Annotated in this window: 26 protein-coding genes; 17 read left to right on the forward strand and 9 right to left on the reverse strand. The window is 72.6% G+C overall.

What is annotated here, in order from left to right; genetic code table 11:
- Positions 1-66: 66 nt before the first annotated feature.
- Positions 67-708 (reverse strand): Crp/Fnr family transcriptional regulator, encoded by a 642-nt coding sequence (locus AB0I60_RS32200; protein ID WP_360736529.1) that lies wholly within the window; start codon positions 706-708, stop codon positions 67-69.
- Positions 709-729: 21 nt separating this feature from the next.
- Positions 730-1,113 (reverse strand): helix-turn-helix domain-containing protein, encoded by a 384-nt coding sequence (locus AB0I60_RS32205; protein WP_360736532.1) that lies wholly within the window; start codon positions 1,111-1,113, stop codon positions 730-732.
- A gap of 89 nt (positions 1,114-1,202) precedes the next feature.
- On the opposite strand from AB0I60_RS32205, the gene AB0I60_RS32210 reads away from it, so the two are divergent.
- A complete protein-coding gene (locus AB0I60_RS32210) occupies positions 1,203-2,072 on the forward strand; it encodes an NAD(P)-binding domain-containing protein (protein ID WP_360736534.1) in 870 nt (289 codons plus the stop codon).
- Positions 2,073-2,103: 31 nt separating this feature from the next.
- Here the strand turns inward: AB0I60_RS32210 and AB0I60_RS32215 are convergent, their stop codons facing one another.
- Positions 2,104-2,550 (reverse strand): carboxymuconolactone decarboxylase family protein, encoded by a 447-nt coding sequence (locus AB0I60_RS32215; RefSeq protein WP_360736536.1) that lies wholly within the window; start codon positions 2,548-2,550, stop codon positions 2,104-2,106.
- A gap of 157 nt (positions 2,551-2,707) precedes the next feature.
- Positions 2,708-3,823: an LCP family protein gene (locus AB0I60_RS32220; protein WP_360736539.1), complete on the reverse strand. Its 1,116-nt coding sequence runs from the start codon at positions 3,821-3,823 to the stop codon at positions 2,708-2,710.
- A gap of 50 nt (positions 3,824-3,873) precedes the next feature.
- On the opposite strand from AB0I60_RS32220, the gene AB0I60_RS32225 reads away from it, so the two are divergent.
- Genes AB0I60_RS32225 through AB0I60_RS32245 form a run of 5 tightly spaced genes read left to right on the forward strand, consistent with a single transcriptional unit; the run spans position 3,874 to position 6,844 of the window.
- On the forward strand, positions 3,874-4,278 hold the full coding sequence (locus AB0I60_RS32225; RefSeq protein ID WP_360736541.1) for a DUF6542 domain-containing protein: 405 nt from the start codon (positions 3,874-3,876) through the stop codon (positions 4,276-4,278).
- Positions 4,230-4,364 carry a hypothetical protein gene (locus tag AB0I60_RS32230; protein ID WP_360736543.1) on the forward strand — a complete coding sequence of 45 codons (135 nt, stop codon included), beginning with the start codon at positions 4,230-4,232 and terminating at the stop codon, positions 4,362-4,364. Before AB0I60_RS32225 ends, AB0I60_RS32230 begins: the two co-directional genes overlap by 49 nt.
- The gene (locus AB0I60_RS32235; protein WP_360736546.1) at positions 4,361-6,226 is read left to right on the forward strand and encodes a glycosyltransferase; all 1,866 of its coding nucleotides are present in this window, start codon (positions 4,361-4,363) and stop codon (positions 6,224-6,226) included. The genes AB0I60_RS32230 and AB0I60_RS32235 overlap by 4 nt, the downstream gene beginning before the upstream one ends.
- Positions 6,227-6,279: 53 nt before the next feature.
- Positions 6,280-6,510, forward strand: coding sequence for a ribbon-helix-helix domain-containing protein (locus tag AB0I60_RS32240; protein ID WP_360736548.1), 231 nt, complete (start codon positions 6,280-6,282; stop codon positions 6,508-6,510).
- Positions 6,497-6,844, forward strand: coding sequence for a type II toxin-antitoxin system PemK/MazF family toxin (locus AB0I60_RS32245; RefSeq protein ID WP_360736551.1), 348 nt, complete (start codon positions 6,497-6,499; stop codon positions 6,842-6,844). Before AB0I60_RS32240 ends, AB0I60_RS32245 begins: the two co-directional genes overlap by 14 nt.
- Before the next feature lie 72 nt (positions 6,845-6,916).
- Here AB0I60_RS32245 and AB0I60_RS32250 read toward each other — a convergent pair whose 3' ends face one another.
- Positions 6,917-7,108 (reverse strand): ferredoxin, encoded by a 192-nt coding sequence (locus tag AB0I60_RS32250; RefSeq protein WP_360736553.1) that lies wholly within the window; start codon positions 7,106-7,108, stop codon positions 6,917-6,919.
- Positions 7,108-8,304, reverse strand: a complete 1,197-nt coding sequence (locus AB0I60_RS32255) for a cytochrome P450 (protein ID WP_360736556.1) — start codon at positions 8,302-8,304, stop codon at positions 7,108-7,110. The genes AB0I60_RS32250 and AB0I60_RS32255 overlap by 1 nt, the downstream gene beginning before the upstream one ends.
- A gap of 230 nt (positions 8,305-8,534) precedes the next feature.
- Between AB0I60_RS32255 and AB0I60_RS32260 the strand changes: the two genes are divergently transcribed.
- Genes AB0I60_RS32260 through AB0I60_RS32270 form a run of 3 tightly spaced genes read left to right on the forward strand, consistent with a single transcriptional unit; the run spans position 8,535 to position 10,533 of the window.
- Positions 8,535-9,446, forward strand: a complete 912-nt coding sequence (locus AB0I60_RS32260) for an ABC transporter ATP-binding protein (RefSeq protein ID WP_360736719.1) — start codon at positions 8,535-8,537, stop codon at positions 9,444-9,446.
- On the forward strand, positions 9,443-10,297 hold the full coding sequence (locus AB0I60_RS32265) for an ABC transporter permease (protein WP_360736558.1): 855 nt from the start codon (positions 9,443-9,445) through the stop codon (positions 10,295-10,297). Before AB0I60_RS32260 ends, AB0I60_RS32265 begins: the two co-directional genes overlap by 4 nt.
- Positions 10,294-10,533 carry a helix-turn-helix transcriptional regulator gene (locus tag AB0I60_RS32270; RefSeq protein ID WP_360736561.1) on the forward strand — a complete coding sequence of 80 codons (240 nt, stop codon included), beginning with the start codon at positions 10,294-10,296 and terminating at the stop codon, positions 10,531-10,533. Before AB0I60_RS32265 ends, AB0I60_RS32270 begins: the two co-directional genes overlap by 4 nt.
- Before the next feature lie 257 nt (positions 10,534-10,790).
- On the opposite strand, the gene AB0I60_RS32275 is transcribed toward AB0I60_RS32270, so the two are convergent.
- Complete coding sequence (locus AB0I60_RS32275; RefSeq protein ID WP_360736563.1) at positions 10,791-11,375, reverse strand: TetR/AcrR family transcriptional regulator; 585 nt, start codon at positions 11,373-11,375, stop codon at positions 10,791-10,793.
- Between the two features lie 103 nt (positions 11,376-11,478).
- Here AB0I60_RS32275 and AB0I60_RS32280 point away from each other — a divergent pair, with 103 nt between their 5' ends.
- From AB0I60_RS32280 to AB0I60_RS32300, 5 genes are all read left to right on the forward strand, one after another.
- Positions 11,479-12,567, forward strand: coding sequence for an FAD-dependent monooxygenase (locus AB0I60_RS32280; RefSeq protein WP_360736566.1), 1,089 nt, complete (start codon positions 11,479-11,481; stop codon positions 12,565-12,567).
- 200 nt (positions 12,568-12,767) lie between these two features.
- Positions 12,768-13,919 (forward strand): nitric oxide synthase oxygenase, encoded by a 1,152-nt coding sequence (locus AB0I60_RS32285; protein WP_360736568.1) that lies wholly within the window; start codon positions 12,768-12,770, stop codon positions 13,917-13,919.
- 80 nt (positions 13,920-13,999) lie between these two features.
- A complete protein-coding gene (locus tag AB0I60_RS32290) occupies positions 14,000-15,109 on the forward strand; it encodes an NAD(P) transhydrogenase subunit alpha (protein WP_360736571.1) in 1,110 nt (369 codons plus the stop codon).
- Positions 15,106-15,381 (forward strand): NAD(P) transhydrogenase subunit alpha, encoded by a 276-nt coding sequence (locus AB0I60_RS32295; RefSeq protein ID WP_041312230.1) that lies wholly within the window; start codon positions 15,106-15,108, stop codon positions 15,379-15,381. The genes AB0I60_RS32290 and AB0I60_RS32295 overlap by 4 nt, the downstream gene beginning before the upstream one ends.
- Complete coding sequence (locus tag AB0I60_RS32300) at positions 15,378-16,736, forward strand: NAD(P)(+) transhydrogenase (Re/Si-specific) subunit beta (protein WP_360736574.1); 1,359 nt, start codon at positions 15,378-15,380, stop codon at positions 16,734-16,736. The genes AB0I60_RS32295 and AB0I60_RS32300 overlap by 4 nt, the downstream gene beginning before the upstream one ends.
- A 10-nt stretch (positions 16,737-16,746) precedes the next feature.
- Here the strand turns inward: AB0I60_RS32300 and AB0I60_RS32305 are convergent, their stop codons facing one another.
- Entirely contained in the window at positions 16,747-18,354 is a 1,608-nt protein-coding gene (locus AB0I60_RS32305; protein WP_360736576.1) for a diguanylate cyclase, read from the reverse strand.
- A 294-nt stretch (positions 18,355-18,648) separates the two neighbouring features.
- Here AB0I60_RS32305 and AB0I60_RS32310 point away from each other — a divergent pair, with 294 nt between their 5' ends.
- The 3 genes from AB0I60_RS32310 to crcB are packed head-to-tail and all read left to right on the forward strand — an operon-like array spanning position 18,649 to position 19,809.
- On the forward strand, positions 18,649-19,086 hold the full coding sequence (locus AB0I60_RS32310) for a MarR family winged helix-turn-helix transcriptional regulator (protein WP_360736578.1): 438 nt from the start codon (positions 18,649-18,651) through the stop codon (positions 19,084-19,086).
- Complete coding sequence (locus AB0I60_RS32315; protein ID WP_360736581.1) at positions 19,076-19,465, forward strand: CrcB family protein; 390 nt, start codon at positions 19,076-19,078, stop codon at positions 19,463-19,465. Before AB0I60_RS32310 ends, AB0I60_RS32315 begins: the two co-directional genes overlap by 11 nt.
- Positions 19,462-19,809, forward strand: a complete 348-nt coding sequence (gene crcB / locus AB0I60_RS32320) for a fluoride efflux transporter CrcB (RefSeq protein WP_360736583.1) — start codon at positions 19,462-19,464, stop codon at positions 19,807-19,809. The genes AB0I60_RS32315 and crcB overlap by 4 nt, the downstream gene beginning before the upstream one ends.
- 16 nt (positions 19,810-19,825) lie before the next feature.
- On the opposite strand, the gene AB0I60_RS32325 is transcribed toward crcB, so the two are convergent.
- Positions 19,826-22,081, reverse strand: a complete 2,256-nt coding sequence (locus tag AB0I60_RS32325) for an AAA family ATPase (RefSeq protein WP_360736586.1) — start codon at positions 22,079-22,081, stop codon at positions 19,826-19,828.
- Between the last annotated feature and the right edge of the window lie 70 nt (positions 22,082-22,151).

Below are 22,151 nucleotides of genomic sequence, written 5' to 3' on the forward strand. Positions count from 1 at the left end.
CGTGTGGCGGGGGAATGGAGGTCGCGGCGGTAGGAAAGTTCGGTGGAAAGGAGTCGGCGGGAAAGGTCAGACTTCGAGCAGGCGGGCCAGGGCGCGGGGGTCGGGGAGGGTGAAGCTCATCCGCGCGGTGCGCAGCAGGCCCCTGGACCGGAGGCTCCCCAGCGCGGTCTCGACGCTCTTCTCCGACGCGGCCACGGCGTCCGCCAGGTCGCGCTGGCTCAGGCCGTCCAGGCGGAGCCCGGCGTCGGTCCGGTGGCCCTGCTCGGTCACCCACTTGAGCAGCACCGCCGCCACCCGCAACGGCACGTCCCGGGTCTGCGACAGGTGGCGCTCGTCCGCGTCGCGCTGGCGCTTGTGGCTCGTCTGGTCGACCAGCGCGCGCACGTCCTCGCTCTGCGCGCGCAGCCTCAGGAACGTCGTCCCGGCCAGGTGCACGGCCCGGCCCGCGCGCAGCGCGACCACGTGCGCGCTGCGCGGCCGGCCGCCGATCACGCCCAGCTCGCCCACCAGGTCACCCGGTCCGAGCAGGCTGACCAGCGGCTCCACCTCGCCGCCCGGCAGCAGGGCCTTGAGCAGGCCCGCTTCGACGAGCACCACCTCGTCGCTGCGGGTGCCGGCGGTGATCAGCCGGTCGCCCTTGTGGAACGGCGCGGACCGCCCGGCGGAGCGGATCTCCGCCCGGCCCCGGTCGGCTGCGTGGTCCGGCATGGCGCACCATGGTGCCGACGGTCACCCGTGCCGGGGGCCGGAATCCGCCGCGTTCACACGTTCAGGTGAGTCGGCGCGCAGCGCCTCGATCAGCGCCTGGTTCCGCGCGCCCCACTCGCCCAGCGGCGCCAGCGCCTGGTTGAGCGAACGGCCGAGATCGGTCAGCGCGTACCCCACCCGGGGCACCACCTCGGCGTAGTCGTGGCGGTGCACCAGCCCGTCCGCCTCCATCTCGCGCAACTGCTGCGCGAGCACCTTCTCGCTCACCCCGACCAGACCGCGCCGCAATTCCCCGAAGCGCTTCTCGCCGGTGTCCAGGGCCCACAGGACGAGCACTTTCCACTTGCCCTCGATCACGTCGATGGCCGCGTCGATACCGCACTCGTAGGACCGCTTCCGGCTCATCCGCCGATCTCCCCCTGCTTACCCCGAGGTGCGTGCTTACTTCATTGTGCGTGCTTGATCAGTCTAAACACCCCCGTGACGATGGTGCGGTGACCAACGAACAGCAGAAGCAGCCGGTGACCGTGCTCGGCCTCGGGCTCATGGGCACGGCGCTGGCGCAGGCGTTCCGCCGCTCCGGCCACCCCACCACCACGTGGACCCGCTCGAACCGCCCCGGGCCGGACGGCACCACCGCGGCGGCGTCCGCCGCCGACGCCGTGGCCGCGAGCCCGTTGGTGGTGCTGTGCGTGCTGGACTACCGCGCGGTGGACGCGGTGCTGGCCCGCGTGCCCGACGGCGGCCTGGCGGGCAAGACCGTCGTCAACCTCACCACCGGCACGCCCGAACAGGCCCGGGAGACCTCGGACCGGATCACCGGGCGGGGTGCGGACTACCTCGACGGCGGGATCATGTCGAACCCGGAGGGCGTCGGCGACCCGACGTCGATGATGCTCTTCAGCGGGTCGGCGGAGTCCTACCAGGTGCACCACGAGGCGCTCTCCGCGTTGGGGGACGCCAGGTTCCTCGGGTGGGACGCCGGCCTGGCGGCGCTCTACGACGCCGCGCTGCTCGGCATCATGTACTCCGCGTTGACCGGCTACCTCCAGGCGGTCGCGCTGGTGGGCCGGGAAGGGGTGTCGGCGGCGGGGTTCACGCCGATGGCCCGGGAGATGCTGACCGCCACCTCGTCGTTCCTGGGCGAGATCGCGGGGCAGGTGGACAGCGGGCACTACGCGAGCCGGTCGGCGCGGCTGGACATGCAGCTCTCGGCGGCCGAGCACGTCATCGACGCCGGACGGGTGCGCAAGGTCGACACGACCGTGCTGGAGCACGTGAAGTCGTTGATGGCGCGGGCGGTCGCGGACGGCCACGCGGGGTCGGACTACGCGGCGGTGATCGACCAGATCCGCAAGGGGTGAAGGGGGCGGCCCCGAGAGGCCGCCCCCGCGGTCAGGACCAGTCCGCGCCGGCGGGTTCGCGGATCGTGGTGTTGATGCGGTTGAACATGTTCGTGAGGCTGATCATCAAGATGATCGCGGACAGGCCCTGCTCGTCGAAGTGGTCGGCCGCCGCGTCCCAGATCTCGTCGGTGACGGAGTTCGGCCGGTCGGCCAGCCGGGTCGCGGCCTCGGTCAGCTCCAGCGCGGCCCGCTCGGCGTCGGTGAACTTGTCGGTCTCCCGCCACGTCGGGAGCAGCAGCAGGCGCTCGACGTCCTCGCCGGCCTCGCGCGCGGCGCGCGTGCCCGACTCGACGCACGCGCTGCACCCGTTGATCTGGCTGGCGCGCAGGTGCACCAGTTCCAGGGTGGACTGCGGCACGCCGCCGGAGTGCACGGCCTTGAAGAAGCTGCCGATGCCCTTCTTGGCGTCGGGCAGGAGCAGGGCGGGGTTCTTCATCCTCGGTTCCATGCTCCCCTGACGGATCGCCGGTCGCGGGGTGTGACCGGTTCGCCGGAAGTTCCCGGAGGGATGGGGACGGGGCCGGTGGGAGCGCTCGGCGGGGCGGGGGAGCGCCTGGCGGGGAGGTGCGGTCCGGGCGGGTGGAAGGGGGTGTTCAGTCCACGCAGGGGATGCCGTCGGCGGTGGCGGGCGGGTCGCGCGGTGGTGGGGGGTCGGACGGTGGCGGCGGGGCGGTCGGGCTCGGTGGTGGCGACACCGGTTTCGGCGGTTCGGCGCGGCCCAGGGCCACGTCCACCGCGCCGCGCATCGCCGGCTGCCCGTCCACGCCCGGCAGGCCGGTGATCGGCAGGGTCAGGAACCGCACCCCGGTCACCCGGCCGCCGAGGTCGAGCACGTCCCAGCCCTCGGACAGCACCACGTTCTGCTTCGCCACCGAGACCACCGGCCCGAGCGCGGCCACGCCCTGCTCCTTCACCCGCGACAGCACGGCTTTGAGGAACGCCTGCTGCCGCCGCGTCCGGTCCAGGTCGCCGTTGGGCAGGCCGTGGCGCTGCCGGACGAACGCGAGCGCTTGCGCGGCGTCGAGGCGCTGCCGGCCGGCGGGGAAGTCCGCACCGGAGAACTCGCGGTCCCGGGTGGCCCGGTTCAGGCACACGTCCACGCCGTCCAGCGAGTCGGCCAGGTGGTAGAAACCCGCCAGGCTCAGCTCGGCCAGCGCGTCCACCGGCACCCCGAGGAACTCGCGCACGGTCGCCACCTGCGCGCGCCGCCCGGCTTCGCGGCCCAGCCACTCCAGCTCGGCCGCGTCGTGCCCGCCCTCCTGGACCAGCCGATCCTCCTCGGCTTCCTTGGCGCGGCCGTACGCCTCCTTGATCTTGTCGGTCGGCGTGCCCGGGACCCCGTGCAGCACGGCGTGGTTGTCGCGCGGCACCGACATCGCGGTCGCGTCCCCGCCGTCACCGGGCACGTGCACCAGGATCAGCGTGTTCGCGTTGTACCCGCCCCGGTCCACGTCGCCGGCGTGCAGCCGGTCGAGCACGTCGTCCGGCGGTGCACCGCCGTCCAGGTCCCGCCGCGTGGTGAGACCGATCAGCAGCACGTTGACCCCGTCGGTCGAGCGCGGCGCGTCGTCGGGGATCGCCCGCGAACGCCGCACACCGCTGTCCAGGTCCTGGTAGGTGGCCCACGCCACCCCGGACGCCACCAGCACCGCGACCGCCGTCGCGATCCAGGCGATCCTGGTCACGATCAGCGAGAACCGACGCACCATCCCCACCCCCCGGTCGCGTAGCCTAAGGCCGTTCAGACGCTGGGGGCTGCGTGGTCGACCGAATCTCACACCTGCCGAGCTTGGCCGCGCTGGCGTCGTCCTCGGTGCTCGCCGGTGTGGGGTACTGGCTGGACGGCGGGCAGCCGGGGTGGCTGTTCGGCGGGTTCCTGGTGGCGGGTGCGGTGTTCGCCGCCGCCGTGGTGCGACCGGTCGGGTTGTGGGCGGTGGTGCCCGCGCCGCCGCTGGTGTGCTCGGGTGTGGTGGTCGGGGTGGCCGCCGCAGGGGGAAGGTCGTTGCGCGAGGTGCTCGTCACCGCCGCGCCGCTGGTGATCCGCGGGTTCCCGCCGATGGCCGTCGCGGTCGGGGCGGGCGTGGCCGTCGCGGCGGTGCGGGTGGGGGGAAAGTGGTGGCAAAACAGGTCTTCGTCGACGAGACCGGCAGACGCCGGGGGCTGATGGCGGTCCTCGGCGTCGCGCTGGCGGTCGGTCTGCTGGGGTTCGCCGGGGTGATCGTGACGACCGTGTTCGAGCACCTGCCGTGAGAGCGCACTGGATCTCGTTGCTGGTCGGGTTGGCGTTGTTGTTGGGAGCGTTGGCCTTCCACGCCTACGCGACCGCGATCCCGCCGAAGTCGCCGAGGCCGGCGGCGGTCGCGGAACCGGTGCCGGGCGGCACGGTCGCCCTGGTGTTCCACGGCGGTCCGGACGCGCGGTACACGCCCAAGCTGCTCGACCGGCTCGCCGCGCTGAGGGTCCGGGCGACGTTCTTCGTGGTCGGCGCGGCGGTCAACGCGCACCCGGAACTGGTGCGGCGCATGGTCGACGAGGGTCACGAGGTCGGCGTGGGCACCTTCCGCAACGGGCCGGACGGCGCGTTGGACCCGGCGTTCACCCGGGCCGCGCTGGCTGCGGCGGCAGGCGTCCACAGCGGACTGTCCGAACCGGACCAGGACACGCTCGACCTGACCGTGCGCGACCCTCCGGCGGTCGTGGCGCGCACCGACGTGCGCCAGGTCGTGCGGCTGCACGTCAACAGCAGCGCGCCGGACGTGGTGGAGCTGCTGGTGCGCGAGCACGCCGGGTCCCGGTTCGTGTCGCTCTCCGAAGCCCGGGGCGGCGTGGTCGCGGGTGGTGAAGACGCGGGGATCGGGGTGCGGACGACCGGGTACGCGCTGGCGTTCGCGCAGTGGCACGGTGGGACGATCGTCGTGGTGCTGGGGGTGCTGAGCGCGATCGTGGCAGTCCTGGCGCTGCTGCGGACCATCCTGCAACTGGGGCTCGCGCACACCTCGCGGCGGCTGCGCCGGGACGACGCCGTGGTGGGGCTGGAGTACGCGCCGGACGTGTCGGTCGTGGTGCCCGCCTACAACGAGGCGGCGAACATCGTGGCGGCGGTGCGGTCGATCGTCGCGTCCGACCACCCCGGCGACGTCGAGGTCGTGGTCGTGGACGACGGGTCGGTCGACGGCACGGGCGAGCTGGTCGGGGCGCTGGCGCTGCCGGGCGTGCGCGTGCACCGCCAGGAGAACGCGGGCAAGCCGGCGGCGCTGAACGCCGGGATCGCGCTGGCCCGGCACGAGGTGCTGGTGCTGGTCGACGGGGACACGGTGTTCCGGGCGGACACGGTGTCGCAGGTCGTCCGGCCGCTGGGCGCGGACGGCGTCGGCGCGGTGTCCGGCAACGTCAAGGTCGCCAACCGGCGCGGGGTGTTCGGGCGGTGGCAGCACTTGGAGTACTGCGCCGGCTCGAACCTCGACCGGCAGATCCTCAACGCCCTGGGCTGCCTGCCGACCATCCCGGGCGCGATCGGGGCGTTCCGGCGCGCGGCGCTGGAGCAGGTCGGCGGGATCAGCGCGGACACGCTGGCCGAGGACACCGACGTGACCATGGCGATCACCCGCGCGGGGTGGAAGGTCGTGTACGAGCCGGGCGCGCGGGCGTGGACCGAGGTGCCGACCGGGGTGCGCGGCCTGTACAAGCAGCGGTACCGGTGGTCGTACGGGACGTTCCAGTCGATGTGGAAGCACCGGGCGGCGCGCGGCCGGATCGGGCGGCTGGGCCTGCTGTACCTGTTCCTGTTCCACGTGCTGCTGCCGCTGCTCGCGCCCGCGCTGGACGTGTTCGTGGTGTACGGGGCGTTCATCGCGGACGCGCCGTGGGCGTTGGTGGTGTGGGCGGGCTTCCTGCTGATGCAGACGGTCAGCGCGGGGTACGCGCTGCGGTTGGACGGGGAGTCGCTGAAGCCGCTCTGGACCTTCCCGCTCCAGCAGGTGGCGTACCGGCAGCTGACCTACCTGGTGGTGGTGAAGTCGCTGGTGACGGCATTGCACGGGACGCCTGTGCGGTGGCAGTCGTCGGGGCGGGAGGGGTTGGCGGCGGATGCGGTGGGCGGGGCTGCGCGGTGAGGCCGGTGGCGGTGGGGTGGAAGGGTGGTAGTACCGGAGGTAGCATCGGGGGTGTGAAAATCAGTGTGAGTCTGCCGGAGGAAGACGTAGAGTTCGTTGATCGCTACCTTCTGCAACATCGCAGTTCATCGCGGTCGTCGGTGATCCACCAGGCGATCGCGCTGTTGCGGGAGGCCGGGTTGGAGAACGCCTACGCGGACGCGTGGGACGAGTGGGAAGCCGACGGTGAAGCCGAGATGTGGGACGTGACAGCGCCAGACGGTGTCGTCGATGCGTCGAGGTGAGATCTACTGGGTCGATCTGGAGCCGTCCGTGGGTGCGGAGGCCAACAAGATCCGACCGGCCGTGGTCGTCAGCAACGACGCGGCGAACCGGGCCGCCGGACGGGGCGGCCGGGGTGTCGTGACCATCGTGCCGATCACCTCCAACACCGCGCGGGTGTACCCGTTCCAGGTCTTGCTGCCGGCCCGGGAGTGCGGTCTCGGCGCGGACTCGAAGGCGCAGGCCGAGCAGGTGCGGACGGTCTCGGCGGCGCGGTTGCGCGCCCGGATCGGGGAGTTGCCGCCGGCGGTGTTGAAGAAGCTGGACGACGCGATGCGGGTCCACCTCGCGTTGTGACCGTCGGCGAGTTCGAGGAAGAGGGCCGGTGGGAGAGGGCGGTCGCCGAGTGTCCTCGACGACCGCCTGGGGTCACTCGATGACGGTGATGGCGCCGGCCGGGCACAGGTGGGCCGCTTCGCGCGCCTCGCGCTCGTGGCCGACGGCGGTCGGGTCGAGCAGGACCACGGTGCCGTCCACCTCGTCCTGGTCGAACACGTCCGGGTCGGTCAGGGCGCACATCCCCGAGGCCGCGCAGCGGTCCGGGTCGACTTCGATCCTCATCAGAACTCCACCGGCAGCCGGTACACGCCGTAGATCCCCATGTCCTTGCGCATCGGCACCTCCGAGGCCGGTACGGCGAGCCGCAGGTGCGGGAACTCGCGGATCAACGCGTTATACCCCACCCGCATCTCGATCCGCGCCAACTGCTGCCCCAGGCACTGGTGGACGCCGTGCCCGAAGGCCACGTGCCCGGAGGCCGGCCGCCGGACGTCGAGCCGGTCCGGGTCGGGGAACCTGTTCGGGTCCCGGTTCGCGGCCGGGATGGAGATCGTGACGTTGTCCCCCTTCTTGATCGGTGAGCCGTCCAGCTCCAGGTCCTCCAGCGCGACCCTGGTCGGGCCGAACTGGATGATCGACAGGTAGCGCAGCAGCTCCTCGACCGCGTTGTCGACCAGCGACGGGTCGTCCCGCAGGGCCGCGAACTGGTCGGGGTTCTGCAGCAGGGCGAGCGTGCCGATGCCGAGCATGTTCGCGGTCGTCTCGTGCCCGGCGATGAGCAGGAGGAGCCCCATGTTGGTGACCTCCTCGTCGGTCAGCTCGCCGGTGTCGAGCAGGCCGCTGAGCATGTCGTCGCCGGGGTCGTCGCGCTTGCGCCGGACCAGGTCCGCCACGTAGTCCTCGATCTCCCGGAACGCGGCCATGATCTCGTCGAAGTCGTTGTCCAGGCTGAAGCCCGTCCGGGTGTTGCGCTGGAACTGGTCGCGCTCCTCGTAGGGCACGCCGAGCAGCTCGCAGATCACCATGGACGGCACCGGCAGCGCGAACGCCTCGACCAGGTCGACGCCCGGTCCCTGCGCCCGCACCTGCGCCAGGTGGTCGGCGACGATCTGCTCGACGCGCGGGATCAGCTGGTTCATCCGGCGGACGGTGAACTGGCCGGTGAGCAGCTTGCGGTAGCGCGAGTGCTCCTTGCCGTCCATGTTGATGAACATGCCCGGCTTGGCGGGCGGCGGTGGCGGCACGGCCTGGCCGCCCACCCGGATCGGCGAGTGCGTGATCTCCGCCCGGTTGCTGAACCTGCGGTCCGCGAGCACCGCGCGGGCCTGCTCGTGGCCGGTGACCAGCCACCCGTCGTGGCCGGACGGGTAGCGCAGGCGGCTGACCGGCTCCTTCGCGCGGAGTTCCCCCAGCCGTGCGGGCGGATCCAGTGGAGAGCTGCGTTCCAGCGGCAGCTCGGGGTGCAGTTTCTCGGTCATCTCGCACACCTCCCAGTGCGTTAAGGGACCTCCTTTGCAAGCTACAGAAGATTCACTAACTCGTGAAGTAAATAACCCGTAAGAACCAGGATGAATTGCTGCTAGTACGAGTGATAGCAGGTGTGCTACATATAAGCGGACAAGTCGGATGGGCCGGTGGGGATCGGTCGGGACCCGGCAGGGTGTGGAAGTGGGGGAGTGCCTTGGTCATCGAGGTGCGCGACCTGCGGATGAGCTACGGCACCGCAGACGTGCTGCGCGGGGTGGATTTCACCGCCGAACGGGGGGAGGTGGTCGCCCTGCTCGGCCCCAACGGGGCGGGCAAGACCACCACGATCGAGATCATGGAGGGGTTCCGGGTGCCGTCCGCCGGGCACGTCCGCGTGCTCGGCGTCGACCCGGTGAAGGGCGACGAGGCGTGGCGGGCCAAGCTGGGGGTCGTCCTCCAGTCCTGGCGGGACCACGCGCGGTGGCGGGTGCGGGACCTGCTGCACCACCTGGGGCGGTACTACGCCCCGTTCAGCACGCCGGACCGCGTCCGGCCGTTCGACACGGACGAGCTGATCAAGACGGTGGGCCTGGAGGAGCACGCCGCCAAGAAGGTGAGCAAGCTGTCCGGTGGCCAGCGGCGGCGGCTGGACGTGGCGATCGGCATCGTCGGCAAGCCGGAGCTGCTGTTCCTGGACGAGCCGACGGCCGGGTTCGACCCGCACGCGCGGCGCGAGTTCCACGACCTGGTGCACCGGCTGTCGGACCTGGAGGGCATGACGATCCTGCTCACCACGCACGACCTGGCCGAGGCGGAGAAGCTGGCCGACCGGATCCTGGTGCTGGCCGGCGGCCGGATCATCGCCGACGGCAGCCCGGACCAGCTCAGCCGGCAGGTCGCCGGGCTGACCGAGGTCCGGTGGACCCATGACGGGCAGCGGCACGTCCACGCGACCGAGGACGCGACCGGGTTCGTGCGGGAGCTGTTCGCGCAGCACAGCACCGGGGTGTCGGAGCTGGAGGTGCGGCGCAGCACGTTGGAGGACACGTACCTGGAGCTGGTCCAGCGGTTCGAGAGCGGTGCTGGTGGTGGTGCTGGATCAGGGGTCGGAGTGGGTGCCGGGATGGGCGTCGGAGTGGGGGAAGGGCTGTGAACGCGACTGTCTACGCGGTGCGGTTGGGGTTGAGCCGGGGGTGGTTCGAGTTCCGGCACTCGTTGGCCAGCTCCGACCAGGTGTTCAACCTGTTCACGGCGATCGGCTTCCTGACGGTGCTGTGGTTCCAGCGCGACTCGTCGGTGGAGGGCACGGCGCTGTCGCTCGCGTCGGTGACGCTGCCCAGCATGGTCGGCATGTCGGTGGCGTTCAGCGGCCTGGTCGGGCCGGCGGGCGCGCTGTCGGTGAACCGGGAGGACGGCACGCTGCTGCGCGCCAAGGCGATCCCGAACGGGATGACCGGCTACCTGGTCGGCAGGGTCACCCAGACCTCGCTGGACACGTTCTTCAGCCTGGTGGTGGTGTTGCTGCCCGGCGCGCTGCTGATCGGCGGGCTGTCCGGGGTGGGGATCGGCGGGTTCGCGCACCTGCTCCTGGTGCTGACGCTGGGGTTGCTCGCCACGCTGCCGTGGGGCGCGGTGGTCGGGTCGCTGGCGAGGAGCCCGCAGGGCGCGATGGGCTTCACCATGCTGCCCCTGATGCCGATCATCGCCATCTCCGGGATCTTCTACCCGATCTCGGCCATCCCCGGCTGGCTCCAGGTCGTGGCCCAGGTTTTCCCGGTCTACTGGCTGGGGCTGGGCACGCGGTGGGCGGTCCTGCCCGACTCGGCGGTCGCCGCCGAGATCGGCGGGTCGTGGCGCGCGCTGGAGATGTTCGGCGTGCTGGGGGTGTGGGCGGTGGTCGGGTTCCTGCTCGCGCCTACGATTCTGCGTCGGATGGCACGGCGTGAGTCGGGGGCGGACATGGAGCAGCGGCGCAACGCCGCGCTCCAGAGGGGCGTGGGGTGAGCGAGACCGTCTTCAACCGGATTGCGATGCTGCGCGCCGAGCGCGGGGTGTCGCGGCGGCAGCTGTCCGAAGCGCTGGGGATCCACTACCAGACGGTGGGGTACCTGGAACGCGGCGAGTACAGCCCCAGCCTCTACCTCGCTCTGCGCATTGCGCAGTACTTCGAGGTGCCGGTGGAGGTTGTGTTCTCCACTGATCCGTTTCCTCGGTTGGGTAGTTCGTCGCAGTCTGCTTGAGGTGGAGTGTGGGGGCGGCGGGAAAAGAGCGCTCGCCGCCGGGCAGGCCGCCGGGGGAGGAGCGCGCGCCGTGTTCTCCCCGTGTGGCCTGGTCAGGAGACAACCACCCTTGGTCGGGGAGTGCAAGCGAAGAGCGTGCTTGCACTCCCCGACCAAGCGCGGTTCACTGCGTGCAGGCCATACGGGGAGAACACTCTGGGGGTGGAGTGGTGGGGTTGGGGGCTTGGTGGGTGGTGTTTGTGGGTGGGGGTAGGGGGTTAAGGGGTTAGGGCGGCTTGTAGGGCCGTTTTTATTGCTTCGGTTAGTTCTTCTTTGCTTTCTTCTGTGCCTGGGGGTGGGGCGTGTAGTGCCCCTGCGCCTACCAGGCGGTCGAACAGCAGGCCGTCCAGGTGGGCGACTAGAGCCCTGCCTCGGCGGTCCGGGTTGGTGACGCCTGCTCGGGCCAGGAGGTCGCGTGCGCGGGCACGGGCTTCTGTGCCGTGGTTCAGGATGCTGCGCAGCTCCGGGTGGTGGGTGGCCTCCACCATGCACGCGTAGCGGGCCAGGGTGCGGTTCCTCGCGGTGGTCATCCAGTGGTCCAGGACTGCGGCCATGGCGGGGGCCAAGAGGTCCGGGTTCGGGGTGCCGGGCAGCTCTGCGGCTGCCGCCTCTTCCAGGTCCAGCGCGGCCAGGCGGGACACGACCGCCTCGATGAGGGCCTTCCTGGTGCGGAAGTAGGCCGAGGTGGAGCCCTGCGGCAGGCCCGCCCCCGCGTCCACGGCCCGGTGGGTCAGGCCCCTCATGCCCCGGGTGGCCACCAGGTCGATGGCCGTGTCGGCGATGAGGGTCACGCGGTCGGTCATGTCGAAGCCTCCTTCTACACCTGTAGAGTACGACCTCTACAGGTGTAGAAGCGTGGGAGGGGTGGCCGTGGCTGTGCGCGGGAGGCGGCGGAAGGCCGTTGTCGTGGGCGGTGGGTTGGGCGGGGTGGCCGTCGCGGTGGCCCTGCGCCTCGTGGGGTGGGAGGTGGTGGTGTTCGAACGGGCCGGGTGCTTCGGGGAGGTGGGAGCCGGGATCGGGGTGATGCCCAACGCCCTCCGCGCGCTGGAGGTGTTGGGGGTGGCCGATGACGTGCGGCGGATCGGCACGCCCCGGGGTGCGGCGCGGGTGGTGGACCCGGGTGGTCGGGCGCTGGTCCGGGTGGGGGCCGGGGTGGCGGGGCGGGTGGTGGCCGTGCACCGGGCCGACCTGCACCGGGTGCTGCGGGCCGCCCTGCCGGAGTCCTGTCTGGTGACCGGGGTCGAGGTGACCTCCCCCGACTCGCTCGACGGTGACCTCGTGGTGGTTGCGGACGGTGTCCGGAGTCGGCTTCGGGAGGCGCTCTTCCCGGGTGTCACCGGACCGGTGTACGCCGGGGTGACGGCGTGGCGCAGCGTCACCGAGGCGCGCTTCCCGTCGGACCTGGCTATCTCCCAGACGGTGGGGGCCGGGTCGGAGTTCGGCGTGCTGCCGCTGGGGGACGGGCGGGTCTGCTGGTACGCGGCCACGGCAGCGCCGGAGGGTGGGTCCGCCGAGGACGAGCTCGCGGCGGCGCGTGAGGTCGTGGGGGAGTGGCACGCGCCGATTCCCTCGCTGTTGGACTCGACGCCCGCCGGTTCGGTGTTGCGGCACGACATCTACGAGCTGGGCACGCCCCTGCCGTCTTACGTGTCCGGGCGGGTGGCGCTGCTGGGGGACGCGGCGCACGCCATGACGCCCTTCCTGGGGCAGGGCGCGTGCATGGCGTTCGAGGACGCGGTGGTGCTGGCCGACGCCTGCGCCCGGTTCCCGACGGTCGGTGCGGCGCTGGAGGCGTACGACCGCGTCCGCCGGCCGCGCACCCAGGCGGTCGCGCGGGCGTCCCGGGTGGCGGGGCGGTTCGGGTTCCGCCTGCGGAACCCGGTGGCGGTCGCGGCGCGGGATCTGGCCATGCGCGCGGTTCCCGGGTGGGCGGCGGAGAAGGGGGCCGAGCGGTTCACGTCGTGGCGTCCGCCGGCGCTGTCACTCGATCGGTGAGAAATACGTCGTGACGCATCTCACGAATCACTGGGGTGATTCGGTGGGGTAACGATCCGATATCACTCGTTTTCCCTGGATTTGTCACTCTTTCGCCGGATCAAGCACTCACCGTGTGGTACCGGTCGCCGGGCGTGTCGGGCACTCGTGCCCGGCACGGCGGTGCCGTTTCCCCCGCGGGGCAACTACGGTGTCCCGCCATGGCCCCCGTCCCCGCCTGTCCGGCTGACGCCATCCCCCTGCGTACCAGCGCCGTCGACCTGTCGGAAGCCGACGAGTTCCTCCGCCTGCACCGCTCCGAGCACCCCGAGGCCGGGCCCGTGGAGGACCGGTTGGCCGAGGTGCACGCCGAGGTCGCGGCGACCGGCACCTACCGGCACACGCCCGACGAGCTGGCGTTCGGCGCGCGGGTGGCGTGGCGCAACAGCGCGCGCTGCATCGGGCGTCTCTATTGGCGCAGCCTGAGAGTTCGGGACCTGAGAGAACTGCGCGACCCGAAAGAAGTCGCCGACGAGTGCGTCGAACACCTGAAACTCGCCACGAACGACGGGAAAGTGCGTCCCGTCATCACCGTCTTCGCGCCCGACGAGCCCGGTCGGCCGGGTCCGCGCATCCGCAACGAGCAGCTGATCCGCTACGCCGGCTACCGGGGGCGCGACGGCGGTGTGCTGGGCGACCGCCGCAACGCCGAGCTGACCGACCACGCCCTCGCGCAGGGCTGGCGACCGCCGGCCGAGCGCGGGCCGTTCGACGTGCTGCCGCTGATCGTGGAGCGCGAGGACGCCGACCCGGCGGTGGTGGAGCTGCCGCGCGACGCCGTGCTGGAAGTCCCGCTGGAGCACCCCGAGTACCCGTGGCTGGCGAGCCTGGGCCTCAAGTGGCACGCGGTGCCCGCGATCAGCAACATGCGGTTGCGGGTCGGCGGCGTCGACTACCCGGCCGCGCCGTTCAACGGCTGGTACATGGGCACCGAGATCGGGGCCCGGAACTTCGCCGACACCGACCGCTACGACCTGCTGCCCTACCTCGGCCGGCGGATGGGGCTGGACACCTCCCGGGTGCAGACCCTGTGGCGCGACCGGGTGCTGGTGGAGCTGAACCGGGCGGTGCTGCACTCGTTCGCCGAGGCCGGGGTCACCGTGACCGACCACCACACCGAGTCCGACCGGTTCCTCACCCACCTGGCGCGGGAGGAGGCGGCCGGCCGGTCCTGCCCGGCGGACTGGACGTGGATCGTGCCGCCGATGTCCGGCGGCATCACCGGCGTGTTCCACCGCTACTACGACAAGCGCGAGCTGGTGCCGAACTTCTTCCCCGGCGACACGGAGGGCGTGTGCCCGGTGATCCACTGACCGCGCGCAGTACGCCTGTACGGTGAAAGTGAACGGCCTGGTGTGGTGTGGATCACCTCTGATCGCTAGCGTGCGTTCTCGTGAGAGTGGGCATCCCCGCGGAATCGCGGCCCGCCGAGCGCCGCGTGGCAGGTCTGCCGGAAACGGTGACCTCGCTCCTCGGCGCGGGTCTCGCGGTCGACGTGCAGTCCGGGGCGGGCCGCCACGCCCACGCCTCGGACGCCGCCTACCGCGCGGCCGGGGCGGAGATCATCCCCGACCACCCCGCCGGCACCACCGACGTCGTGCTGACCGTGCAGCCGCTGGACCTCGACCGGGCCCGGCTGCTGCGCGAGGGCGACATCACCGTCGGCTTCCTCCAACCGGCCTCCGAGCTCGACCTCGTCCGCGTCCTCGCGGAGCGCAAGGTCACCGCCTTCAGCCTCGACCTGCTGCCCCGGGTGACCCGCGCGCAGAGCGCGGACGCCCTGTCCTCCCAAGCCCTGGTCGCCGGGTACCGGGCCGTCCTGCTGGCCGCGCAGCACCTGCCGCGCTTCCTGCCGATGTTCACCACGGCCGCCGGGACCGTGCCGCCGGCCAAGGTGCTCGTCCTCGGCGCGGGCGTGGCCGGCCTCCAGGCGATCGCCACCGCGCGCCGGCTCGGTGCCGTGGTGGAGGCGTACGACGTGCGCAAGGCCGCCGCCGAGGAGGTGCGCAGCCTCGGCGCGAAGTTCCTGGAGCTGAACCTGGAGACGCAGGACGGCGTGTACGCCGCCGAGCAGTCCGAAGCGTTCCTGGAGCGCCAGCGCGACCTCATCGCCGAACGGGTCGCCGCCAGCGACGTCGTCGTCTCCACCGCCGCCGTGCCGGGCCGCAAGGCGCCGGTCCTGGTCACCACGGACATGCTCAAGGCGATGGCCCCGGGCTCGGTCGTGGTCGACCTGGCCGCCGAGTCCGGTGGCAACGTCGTCGGCTCCCGGCCCGGCGAGGACGTGTGGGTCGGCGAGGTGCTGGTGCACGGCGCGCGCAACCTGCCCAGCTCCATGCCCGCGCACGCCAGCCGGCTCTACGCCAAGAACGTCGCCAACCTGCTCGGGCTGATGACCCGCGACGGGCGGGTCGCGCCCGACCTGTCCGACGACGTGCTGGCCGGGGCGTGCCTCACCCACGGCGGCGAAGTCCGCCACGCGCCGACCAGGGAGCTGCTGTGATCGAGCTGCTGACGATCTTCGTGCTGGCCGTGTTCGTGGGCTTCGAGGTGGTCTCGAAGGTCTCCACGATCCTGCACACCCCGCTGATGTCCGGCGCGAACGCCATCCACGGCGTCATCCTGGTCGGCGCGATCCTGATCACCGGCCAGGCCCACGACGCCCTCACCCTCGTCCTCGGCCTGCTCGCGGTGTTCCTGGCCACGGTCAACGTGGTCGGCGGCTTCGTGGTGACCGACCGGATGCTGGAGATGTTCAAGGGGCACAAGCGATGACGTGGGTCCAGCTCGCCTACCTGGCCGCCGCGCTGTGCTTCATCCTCGCGCTCAAGGGCCTCAGCACGCCCCGGTACGCCCGGCTGGGCAACCTGGTCGGCGCGGGCGGCATGGCGCTCGCCGTGGTCACCGCGTTCGCCACGGTGCCCGCCAACTCGGTGCTGATCGTGGTGGCGGTCGTGCTCGGCACGGTCGTCGGCATCCCGGCCGCCCGGCAGGTCAAGATGACCGCCATCCCGCAGATGGTGGCCCTGTTCAACGGGGTCGGCGGCGCGGCGGCGGCGATCGTGGCGCTGGCCGAGTTCCTGGAGGGCGGTGACGGCGGCGCGCTGTTCCTCGTCGCCACCGTGCTCACCGTGCTGATCGGCTCGGTCAGCTTCTCCGGCAGCCTGGTGACCTTCCTCAAGCTCCAGGAGATCATGACCACCCGGCCGGTGCTGCTGCCGTCCGGGCAGTGGGTCGGCCTCGGCGTGGCGGGCCTCAGCGCCCTGCTCGCGGTCGCCGCGCTGGTCACCGGCTCCACCTCGCTGCTGGTGCTGCTGGCGGTGGCGGGGCTCGCCCTGGGCGTGCTGTTCGTGCTGCCGGTCGGCGGCGCGGACGTGCCGATCGCCATCTCGCTGCTCAACGCGTTCACCGGGCTCGCGGTCGCCGCGTCCGGCTACGTGCTGGGCAACACCCTGCTGATCGTCGCGGGCACGCTCGTCGGCGCGTCCGGCACCATCCTGACCCGGCTGATGGCGCAGGCGATGGGCCGCTCGCTGACCAACATCCTCTTCGGCGCGTTCAAGGCCGTGCCGCAGGCGGCGGTGTCCGGCGAGCAGCGCACGGTCCGCTCCGGCACGGTCGAGGACGTCGCCATCCTGCTGGGGTACGCGCACTCCGTGCTCGTCGTGCCCGGCTACGGGCTGGCCGTGGCGCAGGCGCAGCACGCGGCGCGCGAGCTGGCGCAGCTCCTGGAGACCCGGGGCATCTCCGTCGACTACGGCATCCACCCGGTGGCGGGGCGGATGCCCGGACACATGAACGTGCTGCTGGCCGAGGCGGACGTGCCCTACGAGCACCTCAAGGAACTCGACGACGTCAACCCCGGCATCGGCAGCGTGGACGTGGTGCTGGTGGTCGGCGCGAACGACGTGGTCAACCCCGGCGCGCGGGACGAGCCGACCAGCCCCATCTACGGGATGCCGATCTTCGACGTCGACCGGGCCAAGGCCGTGGTGTTCATGAAGCGCTCGATGCGGCCCGGCTTCGCGGGCGTGGACAACAGTCTGCTCTACCACCCGAAGACGACCCTGCTGTTCGGCGACGCCAAGGACTCGCTGACCAAGCTGCTCGCCGCCGTGAAGCAGGTCTGACCACCGGGCGCTAGAGCTCGTAGCCGGGGACGGCGGGGCCGGTGAACGGGCCGAACGCGCCGTCCACGCCGACCTCCCGCCACCACTCGGCCTGCTCCTCGGTCTCCACCTCAGGCACGAACACCGCCGTGCCGGCCTCCCGGATCGCCCGCAGCATCTGGCCGATCGCCTTGTGCGGCAGCGATTCCCGCTGCCCGGCCAGGCGTCGCACGACCGAGGGCGCGAGCAGCAGCGCGTCCGCGACCTGCTCGCCCAGCAGCGACAGCTCCGCCTGGCCGCCGTTGAACCCGGCCAGCCCGACCGCGATCCCGTTGTCCCGCAGCACCTGCGCGTTGTCGCCGTCCTCGACCAGCAGCGAGCGGGTGTCCAGGAAGACCCGCAGCCCGGCGCCGGGCAGCCCGGTCTCGTCCAGCACCCGCTTCACCGTGCCGACCAGGTCCTCGTCCCGCGACTGCATCGGCGACAGCACGACGTGCAGCGGCCCGGCCGACCAGCCCGCCGCCGCCTCGGCCGCCTCGCGCAGCGCCCACTGCCCCAGCGCCGGGGACAGCCCGTTGACCTCGGCCAGCTCCGCGCACTCGTCGTGGCCCAGCTCGTCCCACCGCAGCCGCGCCACCTGCCCGACCGCGAGCCCGGAGGCCAGGTCCACCACCGGCCGGAACTCGACCTCGACCTCCCCGTCGGCCAGCGCGCCCGGCATCCGCGCGGCCCGCGCCAGCCGGCTGCGCGACCGGGCGTCCTCGTGCCGGTCGTAGGGCAGCCACTGGCGCTTGCCCCGGGCCTTGGCCCGGTGCAGCGTCGCGTTCGCCGCGCGCAGCAGCTCGTCGACGTCCCAGTCCGCCGGCGGCCGGTCCACCACGCCGATGCTCGCCGACAGCGCCGCGCCGGACTCCACCGGGCGGGCCAGCGCCTCGGTGATCCGCTCGACCATCTCCGGCACCTGCGGCGTGGTCGGCCCGGTGGTCACCACCACCGCGAACTCGTCCGCGCCGATCCGGGCCACCAGCGCGTCCTCCTGCGCCACGACGGCTTCCAGCCGCCGGCCGACCTCGCGCAGCAGCCGGTCGCCGACCGCGTGCCCCAGGCCGTTGTTGACCACCGCGAACGCGTCCAGGTCGAGGTGGTAGAGGGTGATCCCGCCCGGCGACGCGCCGTGCACCGCCTCCAGCCGCGTGGTGAAGTGCTGCCGGTTCGGCAGGCCGGTCAGCGAGTCGTGCAGCAGTTGGTGGTCGAGGCTCCTCTGCAGCAGGTGCAGGTCGGTGACGTCCTCCACCACGGTCACGTGGAACGCGGGTTCCCCGTCGGCGTCGCGCAGCAGCGAGACGGCCAGGCGCACCCACACGGGTTCGCCGTCCTCGCGCAGCAGCCGGCGCTGCTCGCGGAACCGGTCCACCCGGCCCGACCCCACCGCCCGGTACATCGCGGCGAGCGCGTCGGCGTCGGCCGGGTGGAGCAGTTCGAGCAGCCGCCGGCCGGGCAGCGAAGCGTGCGGCAGGCCGACCACCTCGGCCAGCGCCTCGTTCGCCTCGACGCACACGCCGCGCAGGTCGGTCACCGCGATCCCGAACGCCGACGTGGTGAACACCTCGCGGAACCGGGCTGCGCCGACCTCCGACACCCGCTGCACTCCTCCGGGAGGACCTGGGTCGCCCGGACGCGGTGCCGGCCGCGCCGTCGGCGGAGTCGACCGGCGCCACCCGCGACCCCTGTTCGGGTGACGGGGACCCGATCCGGTGCCCCGCGCGCAGAGGGTACTGAGCAAGTCACGCGTAGGGGGAGGGCTCGGCCGCGCTTGTCCCCGATCGGCCTAGCGCGAGCGGGGTGGCCACCACGGGGAGTGCACGCTGCGCCGCGCTCGTCCCGCGATGCGGACAACGCCTGGCGGGCACTGGGAACTCAGTACCCTTCGCGCATGTCAGACGAGGCACGCACGCTCACCGACGTGGTCACCAGACTGCGTCGCGCCCTGCGCACCAGCATCCGGTCGGAATGGCCGTGGGACTCGTTGCCGATGGCCCAGGTCGAGCTGCTCCAGACCCTCGCCGAGCGCAAGCCCATGCGGGTCGGCGACCTCGCCGCCGAGCTGCGGCTCGCACCCAACACGGTCAGCGGCCTGGTCGGCCAGCTGATCGAGGGCGGGCTCGTGGCCCGGGGCGGCGACCCCGCCGACCGCCGGGTCGCGCGGCTGTCCGTCACGCCCCAGGGGCACGAGCAGCTCGCCGTGTGGCAGGCCGCGCACGAGAAGCGCATCGGCTCCGCCCTCGACCGGCTCGACCCCGGCGAGCGCGCCGACGTGGTCCGCGCCCTGTCCGCCCTCGACCACCTGGTAGACCACCTGCGTGCCAGTTGAGCCCGTCGACCCCGACGCCCCGGTCCCCGGGCGGGCGCTCTCGCCCGCCGTCCTCGCCGCCATCGCCCTCGGCGGCGGACTCGGCGGGCTCGCCCGCCACGCGTTCGCCGGGCTCGGGGTCGTCGGGACGGTGGCGGTCAACGTGCTCGGCTCGGCGCTGATCGGCGTGCTGATGGCCCTGCTGCCCCGGCTGCACCCGCTCGCCCGGCCGCTGCTGGGCGTCGGCTTCCTCGGCGGGTTCACCACGTTCTCCGCCCACGCGCTCGACGTGGTCCGGCTCGGGCCGGCCTGGGGCGCCGCCTACCTCGTCGGCACGCTCGTCGGTGCCCTGGCCGCCACCGCGTGCGGCCTGGCGGTCACCCGGAGGGTCGCCGGGTGACCGCGCTGCTGGTGTTCTGCGGCGCGGCCACCGGCGCGGTCGCCCGCTACCTGACCGACCGCGCCGTCCAGTCCCGGCACCGCTCCGGGTTCCCCCTCGGCACCCTCGCCGTCAACCTCGTCGGCTCGTTCGTGCTGGGCTGCGTGGCGGGTGCGGCACCGGCCTGGGCCGCGCTCGTCGGCACCGGGTTCTGCGGCGGCCTCACCACCTACAGCACGTTCAGCTTCGAGACCGTCCGCCTGCTGGAGGACCGCGCCTACCGGCAGGCGGTGGCCAACGTCGCGGTGAGCGTGACGGCCGGCGTCGCCGCAGCCGCCGCCGGCCACCTCCTCTGCACCGGCTAGCGCCCGACCGCGCCGGTCAGCCGGTCCGGCCCTTGAGCCTGCCCAGCACCGCCGGCAGGTCGTCCTCGTGCAGCACGCCCAGCCGCTGCGTCGCCCGGGTCAGCGCCACGTACAGGTCGCTCGCCCCGCGCGGCGACTCCGCGAGGATGCCCGCCGGGTCCACCACCAGCACCGAGTCGAACTCCAGGCCCTTCGCGTCGGTCACCCCCAGCACCACCACCTGCGCGTCCAGGTCGTCGGACGCGCCCGGCACCACCGACCGCAGCGCCGCCACCCGCTCCGCCGGCACGATCACCGCCAGCTTGCCGTCGCCGATCGCGGACACCTCCGCCGACACCAGCGCCGGCAGCGCCTCCGCCGCCGACGGCACCCGCGCGCTCCACGGCTCGACCCCGCTGTCGCGCACCGACGTGGGCGGCACCAGGTCCGGGTCCACGCTCGCCAGCACGTCCGCCGCCACGGCCATGATCTCCGACGGCGTCCGGTAGTTCACCGTCAGCTCGGTGAGCTTCCAGCGGTCCATCACGTACGGCGACAGCACCTCGTGCCACGACGACGCGCCCGCGATGTCGCCGGTCTGCGCGATGTCGCCGACCACCGTCATCGACTTGCTCGGGCAGCGCCGCATCAGCGTCCGCCACGCCATCGCCGACAGCTCCTGCGCCTCGTCCACGATGACGTGCCCGAACGTCCACGTCCGGTCCGCCGCCGCCCGCTCGGCCGCCGTCTCGTAGCGCTCCGCGCCGTGCCGCTCGGCCAGCCGGTAGGCGTCCACGAGGTCCGTCGCCATGAGGATGTCGGGGTCCGCGTCGTCCTCCAGGTCGAGGATGTCGAGCACGCCCTGCGCGTAGTCGATCGCCTGCCGCCGCTGCCGCTCCGCGCGGGCCTTGGCCTCGGTGTCGTCCTCGCCCAGCAGCTCGGCCGCCTCGTCCAGCAGCGGGACGTCCGCCGGCGTCCACTCCGCGCCGCGCGGTCGCGCCAGCAGCGCGCGCTCGTCGGCCGACAGCTTCGGCGTCGCCTTCGCCAGCCGCTTCGGCGACGCGTACAGGTCCTCCAGCAGCTTCTGCGGGGTCAACGTCGGCCACAGCCGCTCGATCGCCGCCCGCACCTCGGGGTCCTCGCGCAGCTCGCGGCGGATGTCGTCGACGTCGGCCTGGTCCAGCAGGTGCCGGCCCAGCCGGTTCACCGCCTGCGACGCGAGCGTCGACACGATCTCGCGCGCGAACGTCCGCCGCGCCTCGTTGTGCGGGCGGCGCGTCCGCCGGGCCCGGCCGCGCGCGGCCGTGATCGCGCGGCGGTCCAGGCGCAGCACGTCCTGCTCGAACGGCACCTCCACCAGCGGCGGCGCCTCCTGGCGGTCCTTGATCGCGTGCGCCACCACGTCGGCCATCCCGATGCGGCCCTTGAGCGCCGCCGTGGCGGCCGGCTCGCGCCCCACCGCCGTCATGCCCGGGAACAGCTCGCCCACCGTCGACAGCAGCACGCCCGTCTCACCGAGCGAGGGCAGCACCTGCCCGATGTAGCGCAGGAAGGTGGAGTTCGGGCCGACCACCAGCACGCCGCGCTTGGCGAGCTGGCGGCGGTGCGTGTAGAGCAGGTACGCGGCCCGGTGCAGCGCGACAGCCGTCTTGCCGGTGCCCGGCCCGCCCTGCACGACGACCACGCCGTTCAGCTCGGTGCGGATGATCCGGTCCTGCTCGGCCTGGATGGTGGCGACGATGTCGCCCATCTGCCCGGTCCGGCTGGCGTTGACCGCCGCCAGCAGCGTCGCCTCGCCGGTCAGGCCCTCGGTGTGCCGCCCGGGGTCCACCGAGTTGATGTCCAGCACCTCGTCGTCGAACCCCACCACCCGGCGCTGCTTGGTGCGCAGGTGCCGCCGCCGCCGCACCCCGTCCGGCGCGGCGGCCGTGGCCAGGTAGAACGGCCGAGCGGCGGGCGCGCGCCAGTCCATCAGCAGCGGTTCGTACTCCCTGTCCTCGTCGAACAAGCCGATCCGGCCGATGTAGAAGCGGTCGTCGGTGTGGAAGTCCAGCCGGCCGAAGCACAGCCCGTTCTCCACCGCGCTGTACTGGGCGAGCTGGTCGGAGTACAGGGCCACCGAGGTGTCCCGCTCGGATCGCATCTGGTGCGTGCCGCCGGTTTCCCGCAGCGCCCCGGCGAGCCGCTTCGAGCTCAGTTCGCGCAGGTCGTCCAGCCTGCCGTACAGCATCGACACGTATTCCTGCTCCGACTCGATGTCCGCGAGTCGGAGGTCGTCGGAGGGGCTTGACAACGTGCCTCATTTCTGGATAGCGTGTTTTATCAGGCTGTGCCGCTTTTCGCCTGAAACTCTTCTGCGCGCG

This window comes from Actinosynnema sp. NPDC050436 (assembly GCF_040655415.1).
Taxonomy (GTDB): domain Bacteria; phylum Actinomycetota; class Actinomycetes; order Mycobacteriales; family Pseudonocardiaceae; genus Actinosynnema.